The sequence below is a fragment of the Subtercola endophyticus genome (assembly GCF_021044565.1).
GTDB lineage: Bacteria > Actinomycetota > Actinomycetes > Actinomycetales > Microbacteriaceae > Subtercola > Subtercola endophyticus.
In genome coordinates, this window is record NZ_CP087997.1 from 1,702,024 (window position 1) to 1,728,219 (window position 26,196).

Consider the following 26,196-nt stretch of genomic DNA (forward strand, 5'->3'; position numbering starts at 1 on the left):
ACTCCCGCGCTTCTCGATTTCTGATCGGTCGGGTGATCTGCATTGCAACACAGGCGGGCATGCCGGCCGTTGCGTCACCCGCTTCGCGACGGTAAACGCTGGGCGGAGCGCCGACGAACTCGCTGAATCGGGTGCTGAACGTTCCCACCGACGTGAAACCGACACAGAAGCAGATGTCGGTAACGCTGAGGTCGACTCGGCGCAGTAGAGTCATGGCGCGCTCGATCCGCCGTGTCATCAGGTAGCGGTACGGTGATTCGCCGTATGCGAGCTTGAACGATCGGCTGAGGTGCCCGCTCGACATGCTCACGCCTCGTGCGAGGGCCTCGACGTTGAGGGGTGACGCATAGGTTGAATTCACGAGGATCGATGAGAGGCGAGACGATGACTGAAGCAAAGAAGCAAGCCGGCTCGACAGCGGCAGGATTCTCGGCCGAGGAGCGTGCTGCGATGAAACAACGCGCAGCAGAGCTGAAGGCCGAGGCTCGCCGCTCTAGTGGCGCCGAGAAAGCTGCCGCCGCCGAAGAGGCAGTCATGGCAAAAATTGCTGGCATGCAGGAGCCCGATCGTGAGATGGCGGAGCGCCTGCATGCAATCGTCACCAAGGCGGCTCCCGAGCTGACGCCCAAGCTCTATTACGGTCAGCCAGGATGGGCCAAAGACGGAAAAGTCATCGTGTTCTTCCGCAGCGGTATCGACGACAAGGCGCGCTACTCCACCCTGGGTTTCAGCGTCTCAGCGTCGCTCGACGACGACTCCGGGTGGTGGCCGACCTCGTACGCCCTGAAGCACATCACGAACGACAGCGCAGAACTCATCGCCAGACTGGTGAGGGCCGCTGTGCGCTGAGGCAGACTGAAGCCTCAACCGTCGAGAACGGGCAACGCTCTGCTCTCGTGCCCGTGTCGCAGACCGGTGCACAACCCCGGTGAGCGCAGAAGTTGAAGAGCCGCTCGGCACCGGGGCCCGCTGACGTGCCTGACGCAACGAAAATGGGACCGCCTAGGCGGTCCCATTTTCCGTTGTCGGGCTGACAGGATTTGAACCTGCGACCCCTTGACCCCCAGTCAAGTGCGCTACCAAGCTGCGCCACAGCCCGTGGAGACAACTTGTCTATATTAGCCCAACTTCGGCCGAGCCGCGAAACCGGTACCGTTACAGCCACGGCCGCCGCACCACCGGCCGACCCACCGCACCATCGACCGACCGACCGAACCTGCCGCTCCGCACCAACCGAAGGAACCGCGCCCATGACGATCTCCCAGTGGAACCTCGACGACCGCGAAGGCCGCGTCTCGCAAGTCGAGGCGTTCGCCCGCGGCAAAGAGTTGCGCCGGCACCTGCCACGGCGCGAGCACGCGAACTTCGTTCCGTCTGCCGAGAGAGACCCCCTGGGCATCCTGAGCCTGCAGGCCGAGAGCCGCGTGCAAGAGCTCATTCCGCTTCGAAACGAGCGGATGCTCAGCAGCCCCTTCGCGTTCTACCGCGGTACCGCGGGCATCATGGCGGCGGATCTCGGCCGAGAGGCGAATACGGGAATCCGCGTGGTGAGCTGCGGTGACGCGCACGTAAGCAACTTCGGACTGTTCGCGAGCCCGCAGCGCACACTGGTGTTCGACCTGAACGACTTCGACGAGGCCGCGGTGGCTCCGTGGGAGTGGGACGTCAAGCGCCTCGTCGCCAGCGTGGTGATCGGCGCGCGCCAGAGCAACTTCACGGACGAGAACGTGCGGCTCGCCGCCCGGGCCGCCGCCAAGGCCTACCGCGAGGGCCTGAACGACATGATGAAGCTCAGCGTGCTCGAGCGGTACTATTTTCGCATCGACACCGAGACACCCGACTCCGGGCTCGACTCGGCGGCACAGAAAGTGCTCGACAAGGCGACTCAGCAGGCGCGGCGACGCACGTCGCAGGCGTTCGTCGAGAAGATCTCCGAACGGGGTGAAGATGGCCGGCTGCTCATCCGCGAAGATCCGCCCGTGCTCACTCACGTGCCCGACGCGACCGAAGAGCTCGTGCTCGAGCTGTTCGAGCAATACAAACGAACGGTTCCGTCTGACATTGTGAAGCTGCTGAGCCAGTTCACGCTCACGGATATTGCCATGCGAGTTGTCGGCGTGGGCAGCGTGGGAACGCGGTGTTACATCCTCATCCTCACCGGGCCGCAGGGCGAGGCGCTCGTGCTGCAGGTGAAAGAGGCGCAGGTCTCGGTGCTGCAATCGTTCGGCGGAGAGCATCCGGGGCCGAACTCGCAGCCGCGGGCCGACCCGTACAACGCGGCGGTGGATGCTCTGCAGGGCCGCCGCGTCGTCGCCAACCAGCACATTCTGCAGGCCGTCTCGGACTCGTTCTTGGGGTACCTCAAGTACGACGGACGCGACTTCTACGTGCGCCAGTTTCGCGACATGAAAGGATCGATCGACGTGTCGACCCTGAAACTCTCGCCCTTCATCACGTATTCGGCCGCCTGCGGAACCCTGCTCGCCCGTGCTCACGCCCAGAGCGAAGGCGCGGCCGTGATCGCCGGCTACCTCGGCACCTCAGACGTGTTCGACCAGGCTGTCGTCGACTGGTCGCTCGCCTACGCCACCCAATCGCTCGACGACTTCCACGCCTTCGAGGCCGCCCAGTCCTAACCCGCCTGCCCCGCCTGCCCTCCCCTCCCCTCCCCTCCCGCGGCATCGGGTTTGCGCAGAAGCACTCAAGACGGCGATTCCAGGTGCTTCTGCGCAAAATCGATGGAGCCGGGGGCGGCGCGGGCCAGCGGGAGGGTGGAGGCGTCGAATGGGAGGCGTCCGGCGCCGACAGTGGCGTCCGGCGCCGACAGTGGCGTCCGGCGCCGACAGAGGCGTCCGGCGCCGACAGTGGCGCAGGCGTCAGGCGTCAGGCGTCAGGCGTCGATGGAGGCGCGGGTGCCCACGAAGACGTCGGTGATAGTGGGGGCGTCGGCGGGCGAGTGGATGATCGTGATCTCGTCACCCGCGACGATGCTGCCCTGCTTCACCACGCGCAGGTACAGGCCGGTGCGCCGGGCTTCGGCGAAGCGTTTGACCCAGCCCCGGGCATCCGCCCCGCCCACCCAGCGCGCGAACGTGGCGCACGGGGTTCGGGGCGAGGTCACTTCGACGAGTACGGAGGGGCCGATCTGCCAGCGCTCCCCCACGCGCGCGCCGCTGATGTCGAGCCCGCTCACGCGGAGATTCTCGCCGAACCAGCCGGCTGGCAGTTCGCGGCCGAGTTCGTCTTGCCAGTACTCGGCGTCTTCTTCGGCGTAAACGTAGAGTGCCTGCTCTGGGCCGCCGTGGTGTTTACGGCTGGCCTGCACGTCGGCGTAGAGTCCGAGCTTTCGCACCTTGACGGGGCCCAACACCGGGCGTTTGTCGATGGCGGTGACGCCCTCAGCGCCGGGGTCGGGCAGTAGCGCATGCACTACGCACGCGGCAAGCAGTTCGGCCATATCGGAGCCTTTCCCTCGAAGGTCTGTCTCGATTCTAAGCGGGGCGGTTCAGATGCCGCTGTTGGTGCAGGCGGCGCCCGAGCGGGGGTCGGCGGCGGGGCAGGTGGTCTTGCCGCAGCGCGGGCAGCGCGGGGCGAGCGTGGGGGCGCCGACGGATGCCCGGCCAGAGCCTCCGGCTCCGCCGGCGTCGAAACCGGCATCCATTCCGGCCTGCACGGCGGCGAGCGCCTCGGCGAGTTCTGGATGGCGACGCTTACTGTCGCCCCAGAGGTGCACCGCGCTGAGTGGAAGCGGCCCCACCAGGTCGATGCGGATCACCACGTCGAGCGGGCGGGCGACGGCGTCGCTGTACGTCGTGACGTGCAACTCGTGCCCCGGCTTCTGCCGCACCTCGCGCGCAAGCCGCTGCGGCAGCACGAGATAGGTCGCGGGCTCGTGGTGGTGACCGTCTTGCAGCTCGAACGGAGCGATCCCGAGAGCACTCAGCGGTGTGACGGGGTCGCCCTCCGCGCCGAGGGCTTCGGTGAGAAAGTCGCTCCAGTCGAGCGTGGGGCCGGTGAAGCCCCCGCGACTGGAGCCACCCGTACCACCCGTACCGCCAGAGCCACCCGTACCGCCAGAGCCACCGGCGCCACCCAAGCCACCAGCACCACCAGCGCCGCTCGCACCATCGAACGTGCCGAACACGTCGGCGCCCGACGACCTCTCGATGCCTGTCGCATCGGCCTGCAGAGCCGCCAGCGGGTCGGAGACCAGCCGCCGCACGTGCGGCCGCGCCTCGTAGAGCGCCCCGCTCTGCACGGCCGCGATCAGCTCGCGCAACCGCACCCGGGCTACCGCGAGCAGCAGGTTCTCGTCGGTCATGTTCTGCCGCACGATGCGGCGCGAGTTGTTCGAGGCGTGCGGCAGGTCGTGGTCGAGCGCGTCGAGCCCCAACTGATCGGCCGACAGCCCGAGGCGCGCGCCGATCTGCAACAGCATCTCTTCGAACGCCTCGGCCCGCCAGCCGACCCGCACGAGGCTGTGCGCCGCCGAGTGCTGCAGGCGAATCGACTCGGCCGAGTTGCCCTCGAAGGCCTGGGCGATCTGCATCGCGAAAGGCATCGAGTGGTTGTCTCCGCCGTCGAGGCCGGCTTCGAGCCACGCTCGGTCTACCGTCCACGGTGTGTGCAGCGACACCGCGAGCAGCTCGAGCCAGTCCATCGCCTGAATGTAGAGGCTGTTGAGGCGATGCAACTCCGAGCGGCCCGCCGCGCTGGCATCCGCGAGCTGATTGAGGTCTTCGAGCGTCAGATTGACGGTTCTGTCGTATGACGACCAGCCGCGATAGTACGCAGCCATAAAGCCGAAGACGAACAGCACCAAAGCCACGATCACGCCCGTCACGATCATCCAATCGGCCGGATACAGGCTCCAGTCGCGAACGAAACCGAACAGGCGCGGCAAGAAGAACAGCAGTGCCCCGAGCGCGACGATGATGATCGTCGACACCAGCACGCGCAGATGAAAAGCCTGCCGCAACCGCACGAGCGCGCCCGGCGCCGGCAGCGTCACGGCGGTGAGCCGGTGCTCGAAGTAGGCGAGGTCGGTGCGAATGCGGTCGCGCGTGGAGTTCATGCGGCCCAGCATCTTCCACAAGAACGACCGCTCGCGCAGCGCCAGCCACGACTCGAATGACACGAGCGCCGCGCGATACTGCTCGAGCTGCGCCTCGACCCGAATGCGCTGGTCACCGAGGTCGGTGCCGGTGTGCTCGAGCGACTGCAGCTTGGTCGGCAGAGCGACGCACTCGTTCAGGTAGGGCCGGATGCCCGCATACGGGTCGTCACCAGAACCCCCCACCACGTCGTCGTCGATCGGCGGGATGAGCGCCGCGATCTCGCCCTCGTCGTTGAGGCTGATGGCACCGTTCGAGATGAGGTACTGCTTCAGCGTCTCGAACCGCTTGGAGGCAGAGATGTACTCGCCCTGCGCGTGCGCGTAGCGCGTCGCGAGCGCGTCGGCGTCGGCCTGGGTCGTGCGAATCGCCTCGGTGAGGTCGTCGCGCAGCGTGGCGCCTTCGTGCAGGTTCGCCGAGCTGACCGTCGCCGGAAAACCGGGCGGAGCCGGCACTGTTTCGGCCGGAAACACCCACTCGTCGGTCGTCTCGGGCAGCACATCGCTGACGCGCCCGAACACGGGAATCTTTTCTTCGATCGGGGTGAATCCACGGTCGACGAGGTTGGCGCTGCCGTCGAGCGAGCCGAAGACCAATTCGCGAAGGCCGGTCCAGAGCCGGGGTGTGGAGCGCAGGGCACTTGCAGCGGCGGGCGAATGCAGGGCATCCTGCGCCTTCGATTCGGCCTCGAGCACCGCGGCGCGGGTCTGCAGCAGCAGCCGGTCGCGGGTGTCGACCTTCGACTTGTCGCCCGACACGACCTCGAGCCGGCCCTCATCACCCTGAAAGAGCGAGTGGGTGACTGACGCAGCGCCCGAGCGGTTGAAGGTGAAGAACCAGCGCGGCATCCAGCGCAGCTTCTCGAACGCGAACGCGAAGAACATGGCGAATTGGCGAGCCGGGTTGATGCGCTCGCGCGGCACCTTCATGTCGACCGACGGGCGATGATAGCTCAGCTTGGCGTCGTCGAGCTCGAAGGCCGAGTCGACCATGGCGGTCACGTAGTCGTCGATACGGTCATCCGGAATCGCCGCTGTTCCCTCAGCGGGCACACCCCGCGAGGGGTCGATGAGCGCAGACGACGGGTCGGCGGCCTGGTCGAGCACCTGGGCGGCGACCCGGCGGGCGAGCCCATCGGTGACCACGCCGTTCACGAACACGCGCGGCATGAAGATGCCGCTGGCAGCCGACGCCTCGCGCTCGAAGGTGTCGAGCGACCCGTTCGGCACACCGTTCCAGATGCCGCTCACGGTGGCGATGTGCATGAGCGTGAAACCCACGAACCGCTCGTTGTCGCGCACGAAGGCGTCGCCCGCCCAGGGGCTCGAGCGGTCTTCGGGCGAGGCTACGAGGGTGATGCCCTGGTCGTTCTCGGCCCACTCCACACGTTGACGCAGCTGAAACTCGGTGGGAGCACAGATGAGGTTCACTTTGAGCAGTTCGGTGTGCGCCTTGAGGTGGCTGTAGTCGGGGTTCACCGAGGGCAGCGACAGGGTGATGTAGTCAGACACCGTCTGTGCGATGGCGTCTTGCAGGGCATCCTGTTCGCGGCTCGGCGAGGCCGAGCGCACCTTCACGAGTCGCACGAGCGTCAGCGGTTCGCGCGCCAGAGCCTCGAACAGGTCGACATCGATGCGCTGAATCTCCCGGTTCGCATCGACGCCCAGCGCCCACGCCCGGATGCTCGGCGGGCTGTCGGGCAGCATGCTCACCCGCTCGGGTGCGACCCAGAGCGCGGGGCCTACGAGCGAAAGGCCCACCCATTGCTCGGCGAGCGCCGCAAGGCTGTTGCCCTGCTCGCCACTCGGCAAGAGGATGATGCTGACCGCACCCTCTGCCCAGACTCCCCTGGTAGCCATACTCAGATTCTCGACTTCACTAGATGCCCGACTTCGCGGCCTTGGTCTCGACCACGCCATCACGAAGGTCGCCGAGAATGCGCACGATGTCGTCGCGAATCTCCCAACTCACCGGGTAGTTGTAGACGCTCGTCTTGATGTCTTGGGTCGCGATCTCGTCGATGAACTCTTCACGCTCTTCTTCGAGAAACACGCGCAGCGCTTCCTGGCGCCCGGCCAGCGTCTGGGCGGGCATGCCGGCGCGCGTTGCGTCGGGCTCGGGCGCGTGCGGGCTGAGCCGGCCGTCGCGAATCCAGCCCTCGAGCGTGCGCGAGAGCTGGCCTGCCGACGAGCCGCCGAGATCCATGAGCACATGGTACGCACGAAGCGGCTTCAGCGACCCCTCCGAACTCACGAGGGCCATCGCCACGATGAGCGACTCGAGCACGATGCCCGGGTAGTCGTTCGAGGGGGCGATACCCGGGTAGAGCAACGGGTGTGGGAACGAGACGAATTCGAGGGCATCCGGATCCCACACGCCGAGCGCCGGGCCGCGGGCGTCGTCGCTCGTATCGACGGTGAGCTGGCCGAGCGCCTTGGCGACGTACCAGCCGCGCAGCAGCGACTCGATCACTTCGGGGTCGGCGGGCACCGATTCCATGAGCAGGCGTGAGCGCTTCCACTTCCAGAACGCGGCGCGCGAGTTGATGTTGTTCGACTCGGCGAGCCAGCCGCGGGCGATGGGCTCCATGACGGAGTCCATGACGAACGGCTGGTACGGGAATCCCGACATGGCGAAGATCTCGATGCCGTCGACCTTGGCGTCGGCGAACCAGCCCTTCGACACGGTGTCGTCCCAGACGCCCTGCGTCACCAGGGCGTGCTTCGTGACCTCGTACATTTCGGTACCGTCTTCGAACGGAATCGAGCTGAACACGAGTCGAGTGCCTTCGCCGATCGACTTGCCATGCACCTCGCTCAGCAGGCTCGGGTTGAGCTTCACGAGCGGCTCGCTCGATCCCAGCGCCGCGCGCAGCTGCTCGGTGAAGGTGTCTTTGCGCTTCTTGAACTCGGCCGGGTCGACGTGCAGCTGGTCGAAGTAGTTGCGCAGGTCTTCGGTGATGTAGCTCTGAAACGCCGTACCCTGGCGCAGCATCCAGACGCGTGCCCGGTCGACATAGATCTCGGGCTGGTCGGCGAATTCGAAACGCGGCAGCTGCGGCGAGGTCACGACGTGCGTCGCCTCGGCGGTGACGATCGGCTTCCACGAGCGGGTATTACGAATGAGGGTCCACTGCTGTTCGGGCTCGACCGTCTCGTCGCCGGTGGTGCCGACGAGAATCGTGTTCATGATGCGCGGCATGGCATCGCCGAACTTCAGTCCGCTCGCGGCCGAGGAGACGAGTGACTCGAACTCGTGCGGGTAGTCCACGTGCGAGGTGAGCAGTCGCTCGTTCGGTGCCGGCTCGTACTTGCGCGGCACCGTGGTGTCGTCTTGGCGCGGCCAGAACTCGTACTCGTTCACGCGCCCGTCCGAGTGGTTCGGCTCGGCTACTCGCGACTGCAGCGCCACCAGGCTCGAGGCGAGGTGGTTCTTCAGCGGCTCGATGAAGTCGCGGCGCAGCTGACTCAGCAGCGCGCTGGCGCACTCGCGCAACCGCGCTTCTGACTCCCACTCGAACGCCTGGCCGATGCGGCCCACGGCGAGGTCGACGGGCTCTTGCTCGGGCCTGATGGAGGCCTGATTGGATGCCCGGCTCAACTCCTCGTGAATGTAGCTGGGCAGCTGCCGAATCCAATTGCGGCGCAGGTCGGCCTCGGCGGTGAGGGTTTCGGCGGCGCTCCGTACGACACGGGTGACCCGATTGAGCAGCTCGACCGTCACCGGCAGGCCGTGCTCACCGACCGCCTGCTCTACGGTGTGGATGATGTGATCCGGCTCACTCGCCAGCCACTCGTTCAGCTTCACCTGACGATTGGCGGTGTCTTTGGCGAGGTACCGCTCGACCTTGTCGTTGTATTCGGCAGTGAGGCGCTCGTACCAGACCGACACGTCGAGGCCACCGGCCTTGTCGAGCGAGCCCGGGGCACTCGCCGACTCGAACACGTCTTTCTCGAAGTCGAGCTGCAGCGTCTTCTGCCCGCTCGCGTCGCGCAGGGCATTGATGACGTCGTTGCGCTCTTCGGTCTCTTCGTCGAGGCGGGCGGCACTGATGAAGCCGGCGAGCGCCCACGACGCCTTGAGCTCGATCCACTCTTCGCGCGTGCGCTCCTTGAACGACGGGTCGCTCTCGGCGTGCCAGTACAGCATGCGGTCGATGGATGACCGGGCGAAGCGCTCGGCCGCGTAGTCCAGAAACTTCTCGCGCCCGAGGGTCACCCGGCCGAAGCCGAGGCTCGAGAACGGCGGTGACTGGTCGATGGGGCGCATCAGCCGCGACTCGTCGCTGAGCTTGTTCGCGCCCACGTTCGCCGTCCAGTTGCCTGTCGCGTATTCGTCGATGTCGCCCTGAACCCGGTCGTCGGTCATCCAGGCAGAGATGCTCGTCGCGAGCGCGGAGTACACCTCGCCCTGGTTGTCGAACGAGATCTTCGAGTTCTGCCGGCCGATGATGAACGGGTACGCGCCGCCCACCTTGTCGCGGGCGCCGCCGTAGCTCGGCGTGAGGCCCTTGCTCTTGAACAGTTCGATCGTCGACTCCGAGGGGTTCTTGGTCCAGAAGCCGTTCATCGTCTCGGCCACGGTCGCGAGCGCGTTGCTCGGGATGCCCCCGGAGCCCTTCACCTGATCGAACACGTCGGGCGCATAGAGCAGGCTGAAGAACTGGTAGGCCCAGGGGTGCGTCTTCGCGGTGGCCTTGATGGCCTCGATCACGTCGAGGTACTGTCCGGCTCCGGAGCCGCCGGCGATCGACGAGACGACGATGACGGTCGGGTTCGGCGTGATGCCGCCGTCGCTCTTCGCCTTCAGCACGTCGCCCAGCGTGCGCAGCTGGCCGAGCGCCTTGGCGTCGCTCATCTTGTTGATGGCCTCTTGCGCCAACTTCGCGATGTCGCTGAGCTTGCTGAGCGCCACGGCGCGCCCCACCGCCCGAAACTGCCCGGCGCCCTTTGTCACGTCGACCGGAACCCGTTTCGGGTCGGGCAGCTGCCGAATGACGTCGTTCATCAGCTGCGTGGGAATCTTCTTGCCGTGCACGATACCGCCGAACACCGATTCGTATGCTCCCCCGCCAGCCACGAGACCTTTGTAGTTCTGCGGCGGCATGAACGGCTGCGGGTAGTCCGCGCCGTCTTGCGTGATCGGGGTGTCGAAATGCAACAGCTGCCACGCGTCGGGCAGGCCCTCGTGCCAGTCGGCCTGCTGCAGGCGCAGCTCGAGTGCGTGGCGAAGGCCACGCAGCGTCTTTCCGCCGGATCCGCCGACGCCGATGATGAGAAACGGTCTGAGCATAGTGGTTACTGCCTTCTGGGTCGTGGGGGTGGCGGGGCCGCGTTGGGGTCGATTCCGGATGCCCGGGGCACCGGTGGAATCGGAGCGTCGCCGCCGCGCGGCGCGGAGCCGGGTGCTGATGGTGAAGTCTGGGGAGGGGGCACCGCGGCCGCGCCGGGTGCTGCCGCGCGAGCAGGAGCAGGCGAGGGCACCCCCGAGGTAGCCACCGGCGCCGCAGGGACAGGACTACCGCTCGTGGCTGCAGCAGCGGCGGTGCCACTCGCGGCGACGGTAGAGCCGCTCGTCTGCTCACCCAGCAGCACCCGGGCGCGCGAGACCTTGCCCCACAGTTTCGTGTCGCGGGTGACGTCGAGCATCCGCTCCAAGAACTGGTCGTGGTTGCGGGGGTCGTTGCGTTTGTACACGACGAGCGTCGCCGGAATCGGGCCGGCGGCGGGCGCCTGCAGCAGGTCGGGTTCGCGAACCACGATGGCCCAGAGCTTGTTCAGCTGGTCGGGCATGGGCGCGATCATCCCGCTCTCGACCTCGGCGCGACCGCGTGCGCCGCGCAGAGCCGATGGCGCGAAGGGGGTGAACACGCGCGAACCGGCCGGCGCCACGATCTCGTAGCGCGTGTTGAACAGCCCGGGCTTCGAGCGCAGCAGTCCCAGATCGGCGTCGGTCACCTTCTTGACCGTATCAAGCTGGCGTTGATAGGCGAAGTCGTCGAGCGACGCGGCCGCCAGATCGGTCCCCACCGGCACGGCCCGCCGATCCAGCGGATCGTCGGGAACCGGCGGCGTGGGCCTGCCTCTCGCGCCCTGGATGTTGCCCTGCTGGTCGATGGTCACCGAAAACGATCCGCGCAGCAGCTGACGGCCGTGCGCGATGCCCGCCGTCACGAAGTTCATCAGCCAGAGCACGAACAAGGCCAGCAGCAGCCCGAGCACGATCAGAATGAGCGCGGCGAGGTTGAAGGCCGTCGCATTGACGGGTCGAGTGGTGTCGAACGACACCGCGACGGTCTCGGGCAGGCTCGAGCCGTCGGCCGCCGTGAGAACCACCGGCAGTTTCGCCGTTACGGAGCTGTTCGCAGCCACGGAATTGCTCGCCGACAGATCTACGGTCACGGTCTGCCCGGCCGGAATGCTCACGCAGCCGTTCGTCAACGGGGCGGTCGAACTCCACTGCCAGGTGCTCGCCCGATCGGCGGGATCGCTCACGATCGTCGGCGTCGACCCGCTCGGGAAGCACACGGAGCCGGCGGATCCGTCGGCCGGAGCCGTCAGCGTCAGCGTTCCGGTCGCCGATCCCTTGGTTCCGACCAGCGAGCTGAGCGCGAGCGCCGACGGGGTCACCGTCGGAAAGTTAGCCGGAATCGCGACCTGCAGCTGCTGCGAGGCGCTCACCGAGGCCAGCGTGAGGTTGCTCTTCACCGTGGCGAGCGGATTCAGCTCGTAAACGAGGTTCAGCGTGCCGCCGTCGTCGGCGCCGGGGGTATAGGCGAGCGAGAACGAGCCGTCTGCGGCGACGGTCGCGGTGCCGATCTTCTGAGCCGCCGACCCGTCGGCGGGCACCTTCGACACCACGAGCGAGTACGTGTAGTCGTTCAGGTCGAGGGTGCGGCCGGTGGTGGTCTCGATCTGTCCGGTCAGGGCGCCCGAGACCCCGGCGATGAGGGCGTTGGCCGTGCTCGGAACGATCTTCAGGCCGCTGTAGAGGTACAGCTCCCGGTCGCCGCCGGCGGGGGTCGTGAGCATCCAGTGCCCGTCGTAGGCAGCGGATGACGCGTCGACGTCGATCTCGGTGACGCCGCCCGTCGTGGTGATCTTCACGCCCGGATCGGTGCTGCTCGCGGTGAGCGTCGGCAGGCCTGAGCCGTCGGGCGGGGTGAGCGACCAGGCCGGGTCGACGGTCAGAACGGTGAAGCTCGAGATTCCCGGGTCGATGGTGAATCCGCCGTCGGCATCGAACTGCTGTGGGTAGCCGCCGTTGATCAGCACACCGAGGTTGGCGAACACGGTCGCCAGCTGCGTCGGGTCGCTGGCCTGCACGAGGGCGCCGTTCACCGAGGTGCTCGGCGGCGGAGACTGGCCACAGGTCACAGTGGTGCCGTTCACGTCGCCCGAGGACTCGACGAGCGGCCTCATGTACTGCGTCTGCGTCGCGTCGGCCGGGTCGGGGTTCACCGAGAGCAGCACGCCCACCACGACGACACCGCTGGCACGCAGGGAGTTGAACACGCCGAGGCCGTCGGCCGGCTCGCTCGACCCATCGACCGTATTGCCGCAGAGGGTGTTCAGCGCCGCGGCGTTCTGGGTGTCGTTGTCGGCGAGGTTCAGGGCGCCGTCGGTCAACCAGACGAGCATCTGGCAACCGCCGTTGGCGGCGTGCTGCGCGGCGAGCGCCGCCTGAGCGCCGGCTATGCCTGCCGCCCAGTTGGTATAGCCGAGAGACTGCTGCGCGCGAATCGCTGAATTGAGCGCGGCAGCCTGAGCGTCGGCCGTGTCGGCGCTCACCGGGGTCCAGGGGGTGGCTTGCTTGAAGTCGGTGCCGAAGAAGCCGGCGCTGTAGTTGACTTTGACGCCGCTGCCGAGGTTCGCGAGCTGCTTGAGGCTGTTGCCGAGAATGTCGGCGCGCACGAAGTCGGGGTCGGTGGCGGTGCTGCCCGAGACGTCGGAGAACAGGCTGCCCGAGGCGTCGATCAGGTAATACACGTCGAGGTTGCCATTGGTCGCAATGCAGCGGCGCACATCGTCGATGGCGGCGCTGCCGGTGGTCGAGAGCGACGAGGTGCCGCTGGTGGCGGCGGTCAAAGCTGCGGTGGTCTGATCGGTCGTGATGGCGTCGGTCGTGGCTGTACTCGGCACGGCAGATGCCGCACCCAACCCCAAGCTGACCCCGACTGCTACGACCGAGGCGAGCAGAAGGGTGGTCACTCGGCGCATCACGGATTCACCCACGCGTCGGAGACCACGGTAGCGAGGTTCACGATGTGCCAGAGCGCGAGCAGAAAGCTCGCCCCGACCATCCACTTCAGGGCGAGGCTGTAACCGGGCTTCGGCGTGAACGAGCGGTCGCGCAACCCGTCGCGCTGCCAGATGCGGTTCAACCCGAACGCCACGATCACCACGAGCGGAGTCAGCACGTAGCCGACAAGGCTCAGCCACCACAGCCCGGGCTCGATGATGGGCAGCGTCAGAAACCACACACTGGATGCCCGGCCATTCACCGCCGTCACGATAACGATCACGATGCTGAGCGCTACCGCGAGCATGCCGATCAGCAGGGGCAGGGGGCTCGCCACGTCGCGGCCGCCGCTCGTGCCGCGTGCGCTCGCGCCGCGTACGCTCGCCCCGCGTGCGCTCGCCCCGCGTGCGCTCGAGGGCGCAGACGAGCCGGGCGCGGAGTACCCGCCGGAGGCGCCGGAGCGCGAACGAGGGGCGGGGGGAGGCGGCGTTGTCATCGCACTACACCCCTACTCTTCAAACGAACCCAGCCATGCACATCCATGCATAAACGCGCGACTGCGAGAGTGCGATTGCACTATTCGGCGTCCGTCCACGATAGCCGAGCCAGTCTGGCAGCCGGTTGTGTGAACCTCGACAACAGCCTGGGAGGCGCGTCTCGATTGTGCATCACACGCCGATGGCCATGCGGATACCGAGCGTCAACATCACCACCGCAATGAACGCGTCGAGCAGGCGCCACGAACTCGGCCGCGCGAAGAATGGCCGCAAGAGGCGCGCCCCGAAACCCAGTGCGAAGAACCAGAGGAAGCTGCCCGCGACGGCGCCCCCGGCCCACCACCAGCGCTCGTCGACGCCCTGCTGGTTCGCCACCGACCCGAGAAAGATCACCGTGTCGAGATAGACATGCGGGTTCAGCCAGGTCAGCGCCACCATCGTCGTGATCGCAACTCTGAGGGTCGGCGAGGTCTTCACCTCCGCTGCCACGAGGGCTTTCGGATGCACGGCTCGCCACGCGGCAAACAGCCCGTACACGATCAGAAACCCCGACCCCACGATACGAATGATCACCAGCGCCACCGGTGCCGCCGAAATCACCGCTCCGATGCCCAGAACTCCTGCCGTGATCAGCACTGCATCAGACACGGCGCAGACCAGCACGATGGGCAGAATCAAACGCGCCCGGCCCTCAATGCCCAACCGCAGCACGTACGCGTTCTGCGCACCGATCGCGATGATGAGCGAGAGCCCGGTGAGCAGGCCGAGCAGAGCGGGCAGCAGGGTCGTGTCGAGGGTCACGTCATCACGTTATGGCGGGATCTATATTCAGTACAGCTAATTTTTCTGATGTTGCCTAAGCTCTTCTTATGACGTCGTTTCACACCGATCAGCTCACCACGTTGCTCGCGCTGGTCGACGAGGGCACCTTCGAACGCGCGGCGGCGCGCCTGCACATCACGGCCTCGGCCGTCTCCCAGCGCATCAAGGCCATGGAGCAGGCCGCCGCGCAGATCTTGGTGCAGCGCACCAACCCGGTTCTGCCGACCGCCGCCGGTGACATCGTGCTGCGCCATGCCCGCCAGGTCGCGCTGCTCGAGTTCGACACCGCCCTCGCCCTCGGTGCGGCTTTCGGTGGAGTGGGTGGTCTCGACGGCGACGCTTCACGGCCAGGCAGCGATGCGAGCGGGGCGGCGCACGTTCGGCCGGTGTCGATCGCCATCGCGGTGAACGCCGACAGCCTCGGCACCTGGTTTCTCGAGTCGCTGGCCTCGCTCGCCAGCACCCTGAACGCCGTCTTCGACCTGCACCGCGACGACCAAGAGCATACGACGGCCCTGCTGCGCTCGGGCACCGTTCTCGCGGCCGTCACCTCCACCCCCGAGCCCGTGCAGGGCTGTACTTCCGAGCCGCTCGGCACCATGCGCTACCGCGCCGTCTGCTCCCCCGCCTTCGCCGCCCGCTGGCGCCCCGAGGTTGCGCAAAAGCACCTTCCACACCACGCGGAGGTGCATCTGCGCAACGCAGACGCAGACGCAGGCACGCGCGTGCACGCCGCGGAAGCGCTTCCCGACGCAGACGAGCGGTTCGCGTGGCTCGCGACGGCACCCATGCTGAACTTCGACCGCAAAGACGAGCTGCAGAGCGGGTTTCTGCGAGCGCGAACGCACACCTCCGGGCATCCACCGACCGCGGGCAGCGACCAGGTGGCGAAGTCCACCTCCGCCCGCACCGTCGGCGATCTCATCGGCGCCCCGCCGACGCACTACATCCCGACCACAGCAGACTTCGCCCGCGCAACGCTGCTCGGGCTGGGCTGGTCGCTGTTACCCGAGCAGCAATGCCTCGGCCCGATCGCCGACGGCGCGCTGATCGAGCTCGACCCCGAGCATCCGGTCGACGTACCTCTCTACTGGCAGCGCTGGAACCTCGGCTCCCCCACCCTGACGGCCCTCACCGCCGCCGTGCGAGCAACCGCAGCCCGCACTCTGCACCCGCCGACCGCCCACTTTGCGCAGAAGCACCCAAAACGCGACGAATAGGTGCTTCTGCGCAAACTGGCGAGCCAGGAAACGGGAACGGGAACGGGAAGCCAGGGAACAGGAGCCGGGAGCGCGGTCCGGGAGCGCTGCGTCAGCGCTTGCGCTTCTCGCGCACGCGCATGTTCACGTTGACGGGGCTGCCCTCGAAGCCCCAGATCTCGCGCAGGCGGCGGGTGATGTAGCGGCGGTAGCCCGGGTCCAAGAATCCGGTGGTGAAGAGCACGAATGTCGGCGGGCGAGATGAGGCCTGGGTGCCGAACAAGATGCGCGGCTGCTTGCCGCCGCGAACGGGGTGCGGATGCTCGGCGGTCAGCTCGGCCAAGAAGGCGTTGAACTTTCCGGTGGGAATGCGGGTGTCCCACGACTCGAGCGCCAACTCGAGCGCCGGAACCAGTTTCTCCATGTGGCGCCCGGTCTTCGCCGAGATGTTGACACGCGGCGCCCACGCCACGTGCGCGAGGTCTTGCTCGATCTCACGCTCGAGGTAGCGGCGGCGCTCGTCGTCGAGCAGATCCCACTTGTTGAAGGCCAGCACCAGCGCGCGACCCGATTCGAGCACCAGGTCGATGATGCGAACATCCTGCTCGCTGATCGGCTGCGACACATCGATGAGCACAACGGCGACTTCGGCCTTCTCGAGCGCGGCCGAGGTGCGCAGCGAGGCGTAGAAGTCGGCACCCTGCGACAGGTGCACCCGGCGACGGATGCCCGCGGTGTCGACGAAGCGCCAGACCTTGCCCGCGATCTCGACCTGCTCGTCCACGGGGTCACGTGTTGTGCCGGCGAGTTCGTTCACGACCACGCGCTCTTCACCGGCGGCCCGGTTGAGCAGCGAGCTCTTGCCCACGTTCGGTCGACCGAGAATCGCGACGCGGCGCGGGCCGCCCACTTCTTGCTTGGCCACGGCCGAAACGGCCGGCAGCACCTTCATGATCTGGTCGAGCAAGTCGGCTACACCTCGACCGTGCAACGCCGAAACGGGGTACGGGTTGCCGAGACCGAGCGACCACAGCGAAGCCGCGTTCGGCTCCTGCCGCACGTCGTCGATCTTGTTGGCGGCGAGAAAGACGGCCTTCTTCGTTTTGCGCAGCATGCGCACGACGTGCTCGTCGGTGGCGGTCGGGCCCACGTTCGCGTCGACCACGAAGAGCACGGCGTCGGCAAGGTCGATGGCGATCTCGGCCTGGGCGGCGACCGAGGCGTCGATGCCCCGGGCATCCGGCTCCCAGCCGCCGGTGTCGACGATGGTGAAGTGGCGCCCGGCCCATTCGGCCTTGTAGTTGACGCGGTCGCGGGTGACGCCCGGCGTGTCTTCGACAACGGCCTCACGACGACCGATGATGCGGTTCACGAGCGCCGATTTGCCCACGTTCGGGCGGCCGACGATGGCGAGCACGGGCAGCGCCGGAAGGTACGTGATGGCGTCAGGGTCGTCGCTCGCGGCGTCGAGAATGGCGAGGTCGTCGTCTTCGAGGTCGTATTCGGCAAGGCCGGTGCGCAGGGCATCGGCCCGACGGGTCGAGAGGTCTTCGTCGAGGTCGCTGAGACGCTCGACGATGGCGCCCGACACCTCGGGCAGGTCGTCGTAGTCGCCGTCGGTGTCTCGATCGGCATTGTGAATATTAACCATGGGAAGCCCTCGCTACTGCAGTTCTGACAACATCGACCACCGCTGAAACGGTCTGGCCGAAGTCGAGTTCGGTGGAATCGACGGTGGTCACACCGTCTGCGGCGTTCATGAAGTCGACGACCCGGGAATCGGCCCGGTCTCGTGATCGCAGCTGTTCGCCGACGACGGCGGCCGATTGATCAACGAGTTCTGCTGAACGCCTGCCCATTCTAGCCTCTTCTGAGGCCGTCAGCAGGATTCTCGCGGTAGCATCCGGCGCAACGACAGTCGTGATGTCGCGTCCCTCGACCACAATGCCCGGTTGCGCGGCCTCGACGACGACACGACGGAACAGCGCGGTGAGGTACGCGCGCACCTCGGGCAGCCGCGCGACGAGGCGCACTTCGCTCGTCACCCAGGGCTCACGAATGGCGATGGTCACGTCATCCGGACCCACCGTCACGAAGTAGTGATCGGGGTCGGTACCGACCGCGAACTCGAACTCGGCGAGCGACTCGACGACAACGATGGGGTTCTCGGCATCGAGCCCGCGGTCGAGCAGCATCCAGGCGAGGGCGCGGTACGCAGCCCCCGTGTCGAGGTAGGCGTAACCCAGCTCACGCGCCACCTGCTTGCTCACGCTCGACTTGCCGCTGCCGGCGGGCCCGTCGATCGCGACGACGATGGCGCTCACGCGATGCGCCATCCGCGCTCGGTCAGCCACTCGGTGAGATGACCGAGGCGCTCGGGAAGAACCGCGATATCGGCAAAACCGATCTGTGCCCCCGGCGAGTGCTCGAGACGCAGGTCTTCGAGGTTGACGCCGGCTTCGCCGATCTCGGTGAACAGCCGCGCCAATTCGCCCGGCCGGTCATCCACCATCACCACCAGCTGCGAGTAGCGGCGATCGAGGCCGTGTTTGCCCGGAATGCGCGCGACGCCGGCGTTGCCGCCCGCGAGCTCTTCGGCGAGACGCCGCGGAGCACCCACGGCTTCTGGCGCCTCGAGCGTCTCGATGAGCCTGTCGAGGTCGTGCCGAAACTGGTTCAGGATGCCCGCGACGGGTGCCGCGTTCGCTCCGAGTATCTGCACCCACAGTTGCGGGTCGCTCGCGGCGATGCGGGTCATATCGCGCAGACCCTGCCCCGCGAGATTCACGGCCGCGCTGGGCGCATCGATGAGACGCCGGGCCAGCAGCGACGAAATCACTTGTGGCACGTGCGACACCAAGGCGACGCTGCGGTCGTGGTCTTCGGGCGTCATCTCGACGAGGGTGCCGCCGAGGTCGAGAATGAGGTCGTCGATGGCGCTGCCGCGCTGATACGAGATGCCGTCGTGCGCAGCGACGACCCACGGGCGGCCCTGAAAGAGGTCGGCGCGACCCGACAGGGGTCCGCCGCGTTCGGCGCCGGCCATCGGGTGCGTGCCGACGTACCGAGACACATCGGCTCCGGATGCCCGCAGTTCATGCAGCGGAGCGAGCTTCACGCTCGCCACATCGGTCACGATGGCGTGCTCGAAGCGCGCGAGTTCGGCCGCGACGACCTGCGCAGTGACGTCGGGCGGCACACACACGACGATCAACTGCGGCCGATCATCCGGTAGCTCGGCGCGGCCCGCGCCGTAGTCGATGGCGATGCTGAGGTGGGTCGGCGAGGCGTCGGCGAGAATCACGTCGAGCCCGCGGGCCCGAAGGCCCAGGCCGATGCTGGTGCCGAGCAGCCCGACGCCGACAACTCGTACGGGGCCGACCAGTCTGCTTTCAGGCACGTGCTTTCCTGCCTTTCGCGGGCGAGCTTGTGCTCCCGGTTGCGGCTCGCGCCGGCTTCGCGTCAACAGCCTCGCCCGCCGGCGCCGTCGCGGCCCCATCGTCGTTCTTCGGCGCCTTCGCCGCGCGCGACAACGTGAGCAACGCGCCCAGCTCCTCGCGGCTCAGGTCACGAAGCTCGCCCGCCTTCAGCGAGCCCAAGTGCAGCGGGCCGAACTGCCGCCGAACAAGTTCGACGACTGGATGCCCGACCTCCTCGAGCATCCGACGCACAATACGATTGCGGCCCGAGTGCAGGGTCACCTCGACGAGACTGCTGCTGGCCGAGCTGTCGAGCAGCCGCGCCTTGTCGGCGGCAATAGGTCCGTCGTCGAGCTCGACACCCTTTGTCAGCCGTGCGATCGCTTGCGGGGCCACGCGCCCCTCGACGCGTGCAATGTACGTCTTCATCACGCCGAACGAGGGGTGCGCGAGAACGTGCGCCAGCTCGCCGTCGTTCGTGAGAATCAGCAACCCCGAGGTCTCGGCGTCGAGCCGGCCCACGTTGAACAACCGCTCTTCGTACTGGCTGGTGTACTCCGACAGGTCGGGGCGGCCGTGCTGGTCGGCGAGCGAACTCACGATGCCTACCGGCTTGTTCAGCATGACGTACCGCTTCGTGGTGTCGAGCTGCACCGCCACGTTGTCGACCGACACCTTGTCGGTTTCGGGGTCGATGCGCCGGCCGAGCTCACGCACGACCTCACCGTTCACGCGAACGCGCCCGGCGGTGATCAGGTCTTCGGAGACGCGGCGCGAGGCGACACCGGCCGAGGCGAGCACCTTCTGCAGGCGCACGCCGTCGGGCAGCGCTGTGCTGCCATCAGTGGAACTGGTCATCAAAACCCTCCGCACCATCGGCTAGGAGTGGTGAAATCTTAGGAAGCTCGTCGAGCGAGTTGAGCCCGAGCTGCGTCAGAAGCAGGTCGGTCGTTCCATAGTAAATGGCTCCGGTTTCGCCGTCGGTCGAGACCTCGGTGATGAGCCCCCGCCCGAGCAGCGTGCGCACCACCGAATCGACGTTCACGGCGCGAATGGATGCGATCGCGCTGCGCGTGATCGGCTGCTTGTACGCGATCACCGAAAGCGTCTCGAGTGCTGCCTGCGAAAGCCTGGTCGGGTTCTCGGTGAGCACGAAGTCGCGCACGATCTGGTCGTAGTCGCCGCGCACGTACAGCCGCCAGCCACCGGCCACCTCGCGCAGCTCGAATCCGCGGCGAACCGTGCCGTTCACCCCGTCGTAGTCGTCCACCAGCCGCTCGATGGTCTGCCGCACGGCCGCCACCGGGCGGCCGAGAGCCGTGGCGAGCGCCACAAGTCCCTGCGGTTCGTCGGCGACCATGAAGATCGCCTCGAGGGCCCGTTCGAGGTCGAAGAGCCGGGCATCCGGTGCCTGCAGCTCGGCATCGGCCAGCTCGGCATCGGCCAGTTCGGTCTCGGTCAACTCGGCGTCGGCCAGCTCGGCGTCTCGCTCGCTCGTCAGTTCAGTTGTCATAGTCTGCCCCCAGGTTCGAGAGGTTTTCGTCGGACCAGTTCTCGGCACTCCACCGAATCGTCAACTCGCCGAGCGGTTCGAGCTGTTCGAACGAGATCGCGGCGTGCCGGTACAGCTCGAGCACGGCCAAGAACCGCGCCACCACGATGCCCTTCTCGACGATGCCCTCGATCAGCCGCCGGAACGACACCGGTTCGCCCGAGCGCAGCGCCGACACCACGTGCGCGGCCTGCTCCCGAATGCTCACCAGAGGTGCGTGCAGATGCTCGAGCCCCACCACCGGCACTTCGCGTGGCGTGAGCGCGAGCATCGCGAGCGCCGCAAAGTCGTCGGGCGTGAGGGTCCAGACCAGTTCGGGAACCTGCTGCCGGAACTTCTCCTCGAGCCTCACCGCCCGCGCATGCCGGCCGCCCTCTTCGTCGAAGTTCGTCGCGAACCACGCCGACACCTGCTTGAAGGCCCGGTACTGAAGCAGCCGCGCGAACAGCAGATCGCGAGCCTCGAGCAGCGCCACGTCTTCGGCGTCGACAAGCTCACCCTGCGGCAACAGCCCCACGATCTTCAGGTCGAGCAGCGTCGCCGCCACCACCAGAAACTCGGATGCCCGGTCGAGCTCCTTCTCGGAGTCCAGGTCTTTGAGGTAGCTGATGAACTCGTCGGTCACCGCGCTGAGGGCGATCTCGGTGATGTCGACCTCGTGCTTCGAGATCAGCGAGAGCAACAGGTCGAACGGCCCCTCGAAGTTGCTGAGCGTGAGCGAGAAGCCGGGCGTGGTCGGCGGGGCCTCGCCGTCGATCACGGTCAGCGAGCCTCCACCCGCCGAACGGGCGCCCGCCGAACCGCCCCGGGACGACGCACGGCCACCCCGGGCATCCGCTGGCCGCGAAGGCTGCCTAGGCGACCGCGCCACGGAACACCAGTTCGCGCGCCAGCTGCCGGTAGGCCTGGGCTGCCGGATGATCGGGGGCGAACTGCGTGATCGGAGTGCCCGAGACGCTCGCGTCGGGAAACTTGATGGTGCGCCCGATGACCGTCTCGAGCACTTCGGGGCCGAACTGCTCGACGACCCGCTGCATCACCTCGCGCGAGTGCAGCGTGCGGGCGTCGTACATCGTGGCGAGAATTCCGTCGAGCTTGATCGCGGGGTTGAGGCGGTCGCGCACCTTGTCGATGGTCTCGACCAGCAACGCGACGCCGCGCAGCGCGAAGAACTCGCACTCGAGCGGAATGAGCACCCCGTGGCTCGCGGTCAGCGCATTCACGGTCAGCAGGCCGAGAGACGGCTGGCAATCGATGAGAATGACGTCGTATTCGTCGCTCACCTTGCGCAGCACCCGGGCGAGAATCGTCTCACGCGCCACCTCGTTGATGAGGTGCACCTCGGCCGCCGACAGGTCGATGTTGGCGGGAATCACGTCGAGATTCGGCACGCTCGTCGACCGGATGACCGCATGCGGGTCTTTCTCGGTGCCCAGCAGCAGGTCGTAGATCGTGAGCGAATCGTGCGTGTTCACGCCGAGGCCGGCCGAAAGTGCACCCTGGGGGTCGAAATCGATCGCGAGCACCCGCCGACCATCCTCGGCCAGAGTTGCGCCCAGGTTCACGGTGGTCGTGGTCTTGCCCACACCGCCCTTCTGGTTGCACAGCGAGATGATGCGCGCTGGGCCGTGGCCCTTCAGCGGCGGGGGCGCCGGAAAGACACGGAACGGGCGGCCCGTGGGGCCGAGAGCGGGAGCCTCGAGACCCGGAAGCTCAGAAGCAGTCGTGTTCCTCTTTGCCATCCGGCGATGCTCCTCACTCACACCCGACCTCTCCCAGGGCGGGTGCCACAATCCTACCGTCGTGCAGCGCCTCAGCCCCGGAGGCGAGCAGCGTGGCTCCGGGCATCCCTCGTTCTCTCATACAATTTCGGGTATGTCTAAAGTGCTCAGCTCTCTTCCCGTCGGCGAACGCGTCGGAATCGCCTTCTCTGGGGGGCTCGACACTTCGTGCGCCGTCGCATGGATGCGCGAGAAGGGTGCTGTGCCCTGCACCTACACGGCAGACATCGGGCAGTACGACGAACCCGACATCGATACCGTGCCGGCCAGAGCCTCAGAATATGGCGCCGAGATCGCGCGGCTCGTCGACGCGAAGGCCGCTCTCGTCGAAGAGGGCCTCGTGGCGCTGCAGTGCGGCGCCTTCCACATCCGCTCGGGCGGCAAGACCTACTTCAACACCACACCCCTGGGCCGTGCCGTCACTGGCACCCTGCTCGTGCGCGCCATGAAAGACGACGGCGTCGACATCTGGGGCGACGGCAGCACGTACAAGGGCAACGACATCGAGCGCTTCTACCGCTACGGCCTGCTCGCCAACCCGCGCCTGCGCATCTACAAGCCCTGGCTCGACTCCGACTTCGTGGGGGAGTTGGGCGGTCGCACCGAGATGAGCGAGTGGCTGGTCGCGCGCGGATTCCCGTACCGCGATGCCACCGAGAAGGCCTACAGCACCGACGCCAACATCTGGGGCGCCACCCACGAGGCCAAGCTGCTCGAAGAACTCAGCTCGGGTCTCGACCTGGTCGACCCGATCATGGGTGTCGCCGCCTGGCGCGACGACGTCGTCGTCGAGACCGAAGAGGTCACCGTGACCTTCGAGGCCGGCCGGCCCGTTGCTCTGAACGGTGTCGAGTTTCCGGATGCCGTCGCCCTCGTTCTCGAAGCGAACACCATCGGCGGCCGGCACGGTCTCGGCGTCTCGGATCAGATCGAGAACCGCATCATCGAAGCCAAGAGCCGCGGCATCTACGAGGCGCCCGGAATGGCCTTGCTGCACATCGCCTACGAGCGGTTGCTGAACGCCATCCACAACGAAGACACCGTGGCGAACTACCACAACGAGGGCCGCCGGCTCGGCCGCCTCATGTACGAGGGGCGCTGGCTCGACCCGCAGTCGCTCATGCTGCGCGAATCCATTCAGCGCTGGGTCGGCTCAGCCGTCTCCGGTTCGGTGACGCTGCGCCTGCGCCGCGGCGACGACTACACGATCCTCAACACCGAGGGCCCCGCGCTCAGCTACCACCCGGGCAAGCTCTCCATGGAGCGCGTCGGCGACGCCGCCTTCGGCCCCGGCGACCGCATCGGACAGCTCACCATGCGCAACCTCGACATCGCCGACTCCCGTTCCCGCCTCGAGCAGTACGCCGCGGCCGGCATCATCGGCGGGGCCACCGCAGAACTGGTCGGAGCCCTCGAAGCCGGCGAGGCCGACGAGATCCTGAACCCCACCACTCACACCGACGCCGCCACCGACGAACTCGAGCGCGCCACCGACGCCGCCTCCGAAGGTGCCGCCTTCGACGCCGGTACCGACTGACATATTGGTGCGCCGCCGCCCCGGTGCCCATTTGTGCGCCGCCGCCGCTGCGGCGCACCGTGCGACTGGATGCTCGCGGCTAGGTCTTGGCCGCTACCGCCGCTGAACGCGACGAGCGCGGTCGCCGCGTTCAGCCGATCCCGTCGGGTGCGCCGCCGCTCCCGGGCCCACGCCGGCCAGAGGCTCCGCGCGCCGCTTGCGGCGTGTGGAGGGGCCGGTGGGGACGGCGCACAGTGCGACTGGTGACTCGCGCCTGACCTGTTGCCGCTACCACCGCTGAACGCGACGAGCGCGGTCGCCGCGTTCGGCCGACCCCGTTCCGGGCGCAGTAGCTTCGTCGAACTCCCCCGTGCAAACACGGCCCTGCCATCCCGCCGCCACCCTCCACCCCACGCGCGTCGAACGCCGCCGCCGCCCCCCACTCGCGCGGTGCTTTCGTCGGAGGACAGCCCACATCCCCGCGTATTGCAGGGATGCGGGCTCTCCTCCGACCTAACTCCCACCTATCGCCACAGCCCGGCCATCTCGCACTGCCACCCCGCACTGCCACCCTCGTCCCCACCCCGCCTCTACACCCCGTCGAGCACCGCCTTTCCCACTCGCGAACGGGACTTTCGTCGGAGGAGAGCCCGCATCCCCACGTATTGCAAGGATGCGGGCTCTCCTCCGACCTAACTCCCGTCCAGCGCACAGCGGCGCTGCGAGGTTGCGCTCTAGTCGGTAGCGGCCAACGCGGAGCACGGACATCCAGTCGCACCGTGGGCCGCGGAAGCGGCGCACCATCAGCACCGGGCGCACCAAACGGGGTCGGCGGAACGCGGCGACCGCGCTCGTCGCGTTCCGCGGCGGTAGCGGCCAATACTCTAGGCCGAGCATCCAGTCGCACGCGTGCGCCGCAGAGGCGGCGGCGCACAAACAAACTCAGCGCGCGCGGGGGTGCGCCGTCTGGTACATGTCGCGCAGGGTGTCGGCCGTCACGTGCGTGTAGATCTGCGTGGTGGTGACGGAGGCGTGGCCGAGCAGGTCTTGGACGACCCGAACATCCGCACCGCCCGCGATGAGGTGGGTCGCGAACGAGTGCCGAAACGTGTGCGGCGAGATGTGCGCCTCGAGCCCCGCTCGCCGTGCCGCCGCCTGGATGATCAGCCACGCCCCCTGCCGAGTCAACCGATCGCCGCGCAGCCCCAGAAAAAGTGCCGGCGTCGACCGCCCTCGTGCCGAATACAGCGGGCGCACCCGCACGAGGTACGCGTCGAGCGCCGCGCGGGCGAAACTGCCCACCGGCACCAGCCGCTGTTTGCTGCCCTTGCCCAGAACCCGCACAAAACCGGCGTCGGCGAAGTCAGCGTCGGCGGCAGAGGAGCCGGCCGCAAAGGCGGCAGAGGATGCGCCAGCCGCACCAGAGCCGCCCCTCACGGCGGCCACATCATCCACATTCAGCGCCACCACCTCAGACACCCGGGCCCCCGTCGCGTACAACAACTCGAGCAGCGCCCGATCACGAAGCGCCGCCGGCTCGTCTCCCCCGGTCGCCTCGAGCAGCGCCGTCATCTGCTCGATCGAAATCGCCTTGGGCAAGCGGCTCGGCAGCTTCGGCGGCTTCACCTCGCGGGCGGCGTTGACCGGCGCTTGCCCCTCTTCGGCCAGGAACCGATGCAGCCCACGCACCGACGACACGATTCGCGCCACAGACGATGCCGCGAGCGGAGCCGTCACACCCGTCGAGGCGTCGGGCACCTCGGTCGTCAGCTGCCGCGTGAACGCACCGATCTCACCCTCCCCGATGGCCTCGAACGAATCGATGCCCTGAGCTGCGAGCCACGCCTCGTACCGCCCGAGATCTCGCCGGTATGCCGACAGGGTGTTGCGAGACAGTCCGCGCTCGATGGTGAGGTGGCGCAGGTACCCGTCGACCAGCGAATGTATTGCCGACGATGCGGGTGCCGGGGAATGTATTGCTGGCGAAGCGGGTACCGACGAAGCAACCGACGGCGAATGGATGCCCGCAGCCCCCTGCCCCGCATCCACCAGCCC

18 protein-coding genes, 1 tRNA gene and 1 pseudogene are annotated in these 26,196 nt (G+C 67.4%); 4 read left to right on the forward strand and 16 right to left on the reverse strand.

Annotated features, from left to right (window positions below; translation table 11 throughout):
- Positions 1-4 precede the first annotated feature (4 nt).
- Positions 5-397: pseudogene (locus tag LQ955_RS08025) on the reverse strand (helix-turn-helix transcriptional regulator); the annotation flags it as partial.
- Between LQ955_RS08025 and LQ955_RS08030 the strand changes: the two are divergent.
- Positions 385-849: a DUF1801 domain-containing protein gene (locus LQ955_RS08030; RefSeq protein ID WP_231027646.1), complete on the forward strand. Its 465-nt coding sequence runs from the start codon at positions 385-387 to the stop codon at positions 847-849. The pseudogene LQ955_RS08025 and the gene LQ955_RS08030 overlap by 13 nt on opposite strands.
- A gap of 176 nt (positions 850-1,025) precedes the next feature.
- Here LQ955_RS08030 and LQ955_RS08035 read toward each other — a convergent pair.
- Positions 1,026-1,099 (reverse strand) — tRNA-Pro (locus tag LQ955_RS08035).
- A gap of 151 nt (positions 1,100-1,250) precedes the next feature.
- Here LQ955_RS08035 and LQ955_RS08040 point away from each other — a divergent pair.
- Positions 1,251-2,636: a DUF2252 domain-containing protein gene (locus tag LQ955_RS08040; protein ID WP_231027647.1), complete on the forward strand. Its 1,386-nt coding sequence runs from the start codon at positions 1,251-1,253 to the stop codon at positions 2,634-2,636.
- 254 nt (positions 2,637-2,890) lie between these two features.
- On the opposite strand, the gene LQ955_RS08045 is transcribed toward LQ955_RS08040, so the two are convergent.
- From LQ955_RS08045 to LQ955_RS08070, 6 genes are all read right to left on the reverse strand, one after another.
- Positions 2,891-3,457, reverse strand: coding sequence for an MOSC domain-containing protein (locus LQ955_RS08045; RefSeq protein WP_231027648.1), 567 nt, complete (start codon positions 3,455-3,457; stop codon positions 2,891-2,893).
- A 48-nt stretch (positions 3,458-3,505) separates the two neighbouring features.
- Positions 3,506-6,973, reverse strand: coding sequence for a hypothetical protein (locus LQ955_RS08050; protein ID WP_231027649.1), 3,468 nt, complete (start codon positions 6,971-6,973; stop codon positions 3,506-3,508).
- Positions 6,974-6,992: 19 nt separating this feature from the next.
- A complete protein-coding gene (locus LQ955_RS08055; RefSeq protein ID WP_231027650.1) occupies positions 6,993-10,406 on the reverse strand; it encodes a tubulin-like doman-containing protein in 3,414 nt (1,137 codons plus the stop codon).
- Positions 10,407-10,411: 5 nt separating this feature from the next.
- Positions 10,412-13,324 (reverse strand): hypothetical protein, encoded by a 2,913-nt coding sequence (locus LQ955_RS08060; protein ID WP_231027651.1) that lies wholly within the window; start codon positions 13,322-13,324, stop codon positions 10,412-10,414.
- Positions 13,325-13,332: 8 nt separating this feature from the next.
- Positions 13,333-13,851, reverse strand: a complete 519-nt coding sequence (locus tag LQ955_RS08065) for a hypothetical protein (RefSeq protein WP_231027652.1) — start codon at positions 13,849-13,851, stop codon at positions 13,333-13,335.
- Between the two features lie 172 nt (positions 13,852-14,023).
- A complete protein-coding gene (locus LQ955_RS08070; RefSeq protein ID WP_231027653.1) occupies positions 14,024-14,653 on the reverse strand; it encodes a LysE/ArgO family amino acid transporter in 630 nt (209 codons plus the stop codon).
- Positions 14,654-14,721: 68 nt separating this feature from the next.
- On the opposite strand from LQ955_RS08070, the gene LQ955_RS08075 reads away from it, so the two are divergent.
- Complete coding sequence (locus tag LQ955_RS08075; RefSeq protein ID WP_231027654.1) at positions 14,722-15,894, forward strand: LysR family transcriptional regulator ArgP; 1,173 nt, start codon at positions 14,722-14,724, stop codon at positions 15,892-15,894.
- Positions 15,895-15,985: 91 nt separating this feature from the next.
- Here the strand turns inward: LQ955_RS08075 and der are convergent, their stop codons facing one another.
- From der to LQ955_RS08110, 7 genes are all read right to left on the reverse strand, one after another.
- A complete protein-coding gene (der, locus tag LQ955_RS08080) occupies positions 15,986-17,524 on the reverse strand; it encodes a ribosome biogenesis GTPase Der (protein WP_231027655.1) in 1,539 nt (512 codons plus the stop codon).
- Positions 17,517-18,209 (reverse strand): (d)CMP kinase, encoded by a 693-nt coding sequence (gene cmk, locus LQ955_RS08085; RefSeq protein ID WP_390623453.1) that lies wholly within the window; start codon positions 18,207-18,209, stop codon positions 17,517-17,519. The genes der and cmk overlap by 8 nt, the downstream gene beginning before the upstream one ends.
- Complete coding sequence (locus LQ955_RS08090; protein WP_231027657.1) at positions 18,194-19,273, reverse strand: prephenate dehydrogenase; 1,080 nt, start codon at positions 19,271-19,273, stop codon at positions 18,194-18,196. Before LQ955_RS08090 ends, cmk begins: the two co-directional genes overlap by 16 nt.
- Positions 19,266-20,150, reverse strand: a complete 885-nt coding sequence (locus LQ955_RS08095) for a pseudouridine synthase (RefSeq protein WP_231027658.1) — start codon at positions 20,148-20,150, stop codon at positions 19,266-19,268. The genes LQ955_RS08090 and LQ955_RS08095 overlap by 8 nt, the downstream gene beginning before the upstream one ends.
- Positions 20,134-20,805, reverse strand: coding sequence for an SMC-Scp complex subunit ScpB (scpB, locus tag LQ955_RS08100; RefSeq protein ID WP_231027659.1), 672 nt, complete (start codon positions 20,803-20,805; stop codon positions 20,134-20,136). The genes LQ955_RS08095 and scpB overlap by 17 nt, the downstream gene beginning before the upstream one ends.
- On the reverse strand, positions 20,795-21,604 hold the full coding sequence (locus LQ955_RS08105; RefSeq protein ID WP_231027660.1) for a segregation and condensation protein A: 810 nt from the start codon (positions 21,602-21,604) through the stop codon (positions 20,795-20,797). The genes scpB and LQ955_RS08105 overlap by 11 nt, the downstream gene beginning before the upstream one ends.
- A 94-nt stretch (positions 21,605-21,698) precedes the next feature.
- A complete protein-coding gene (locus tag LQ955_RS08110; protein ID WP_231027661.1) occupies positions 21,699-22,586 on the reverse strand; it encodes a ParA family protein in 888 nt (295 codons plus the stop codon).
- Between the two features lie 133 nt (positions 22,587-22,719).
- On the opposite strand from LQ955_RS08110, the gene argG reads away from it, so the two are divergent.
- Positions 22,720-24,162, forward strand: coding sequence for an argininosuccinate synthase (argG, locus tag LQ955_RS08115; RefSeq protein ID WP_231027662.1), 1,443 nt, complete (start codon positions 22,720-22,722; stop codon positions 24,160-24,162).
- A gap of 921 nt (positions 24,163-25,083) precedes the next feature.
- Here the strand turns inward: argG and LQ955_RS08120 are convergent.
- Positions 25,084-26,193, reverse strand: coding sequence for a site-specific tyrosine recombinase XerD (locus LQ955_RS08120; protein ID WP_390623476.1), 1,110 nt, complete (start codon positions 26,191-26,193; stop codon positions 25,084-25,086).
- Positions 26,194-26,196 lie beyond the last annotated feature (3 nt).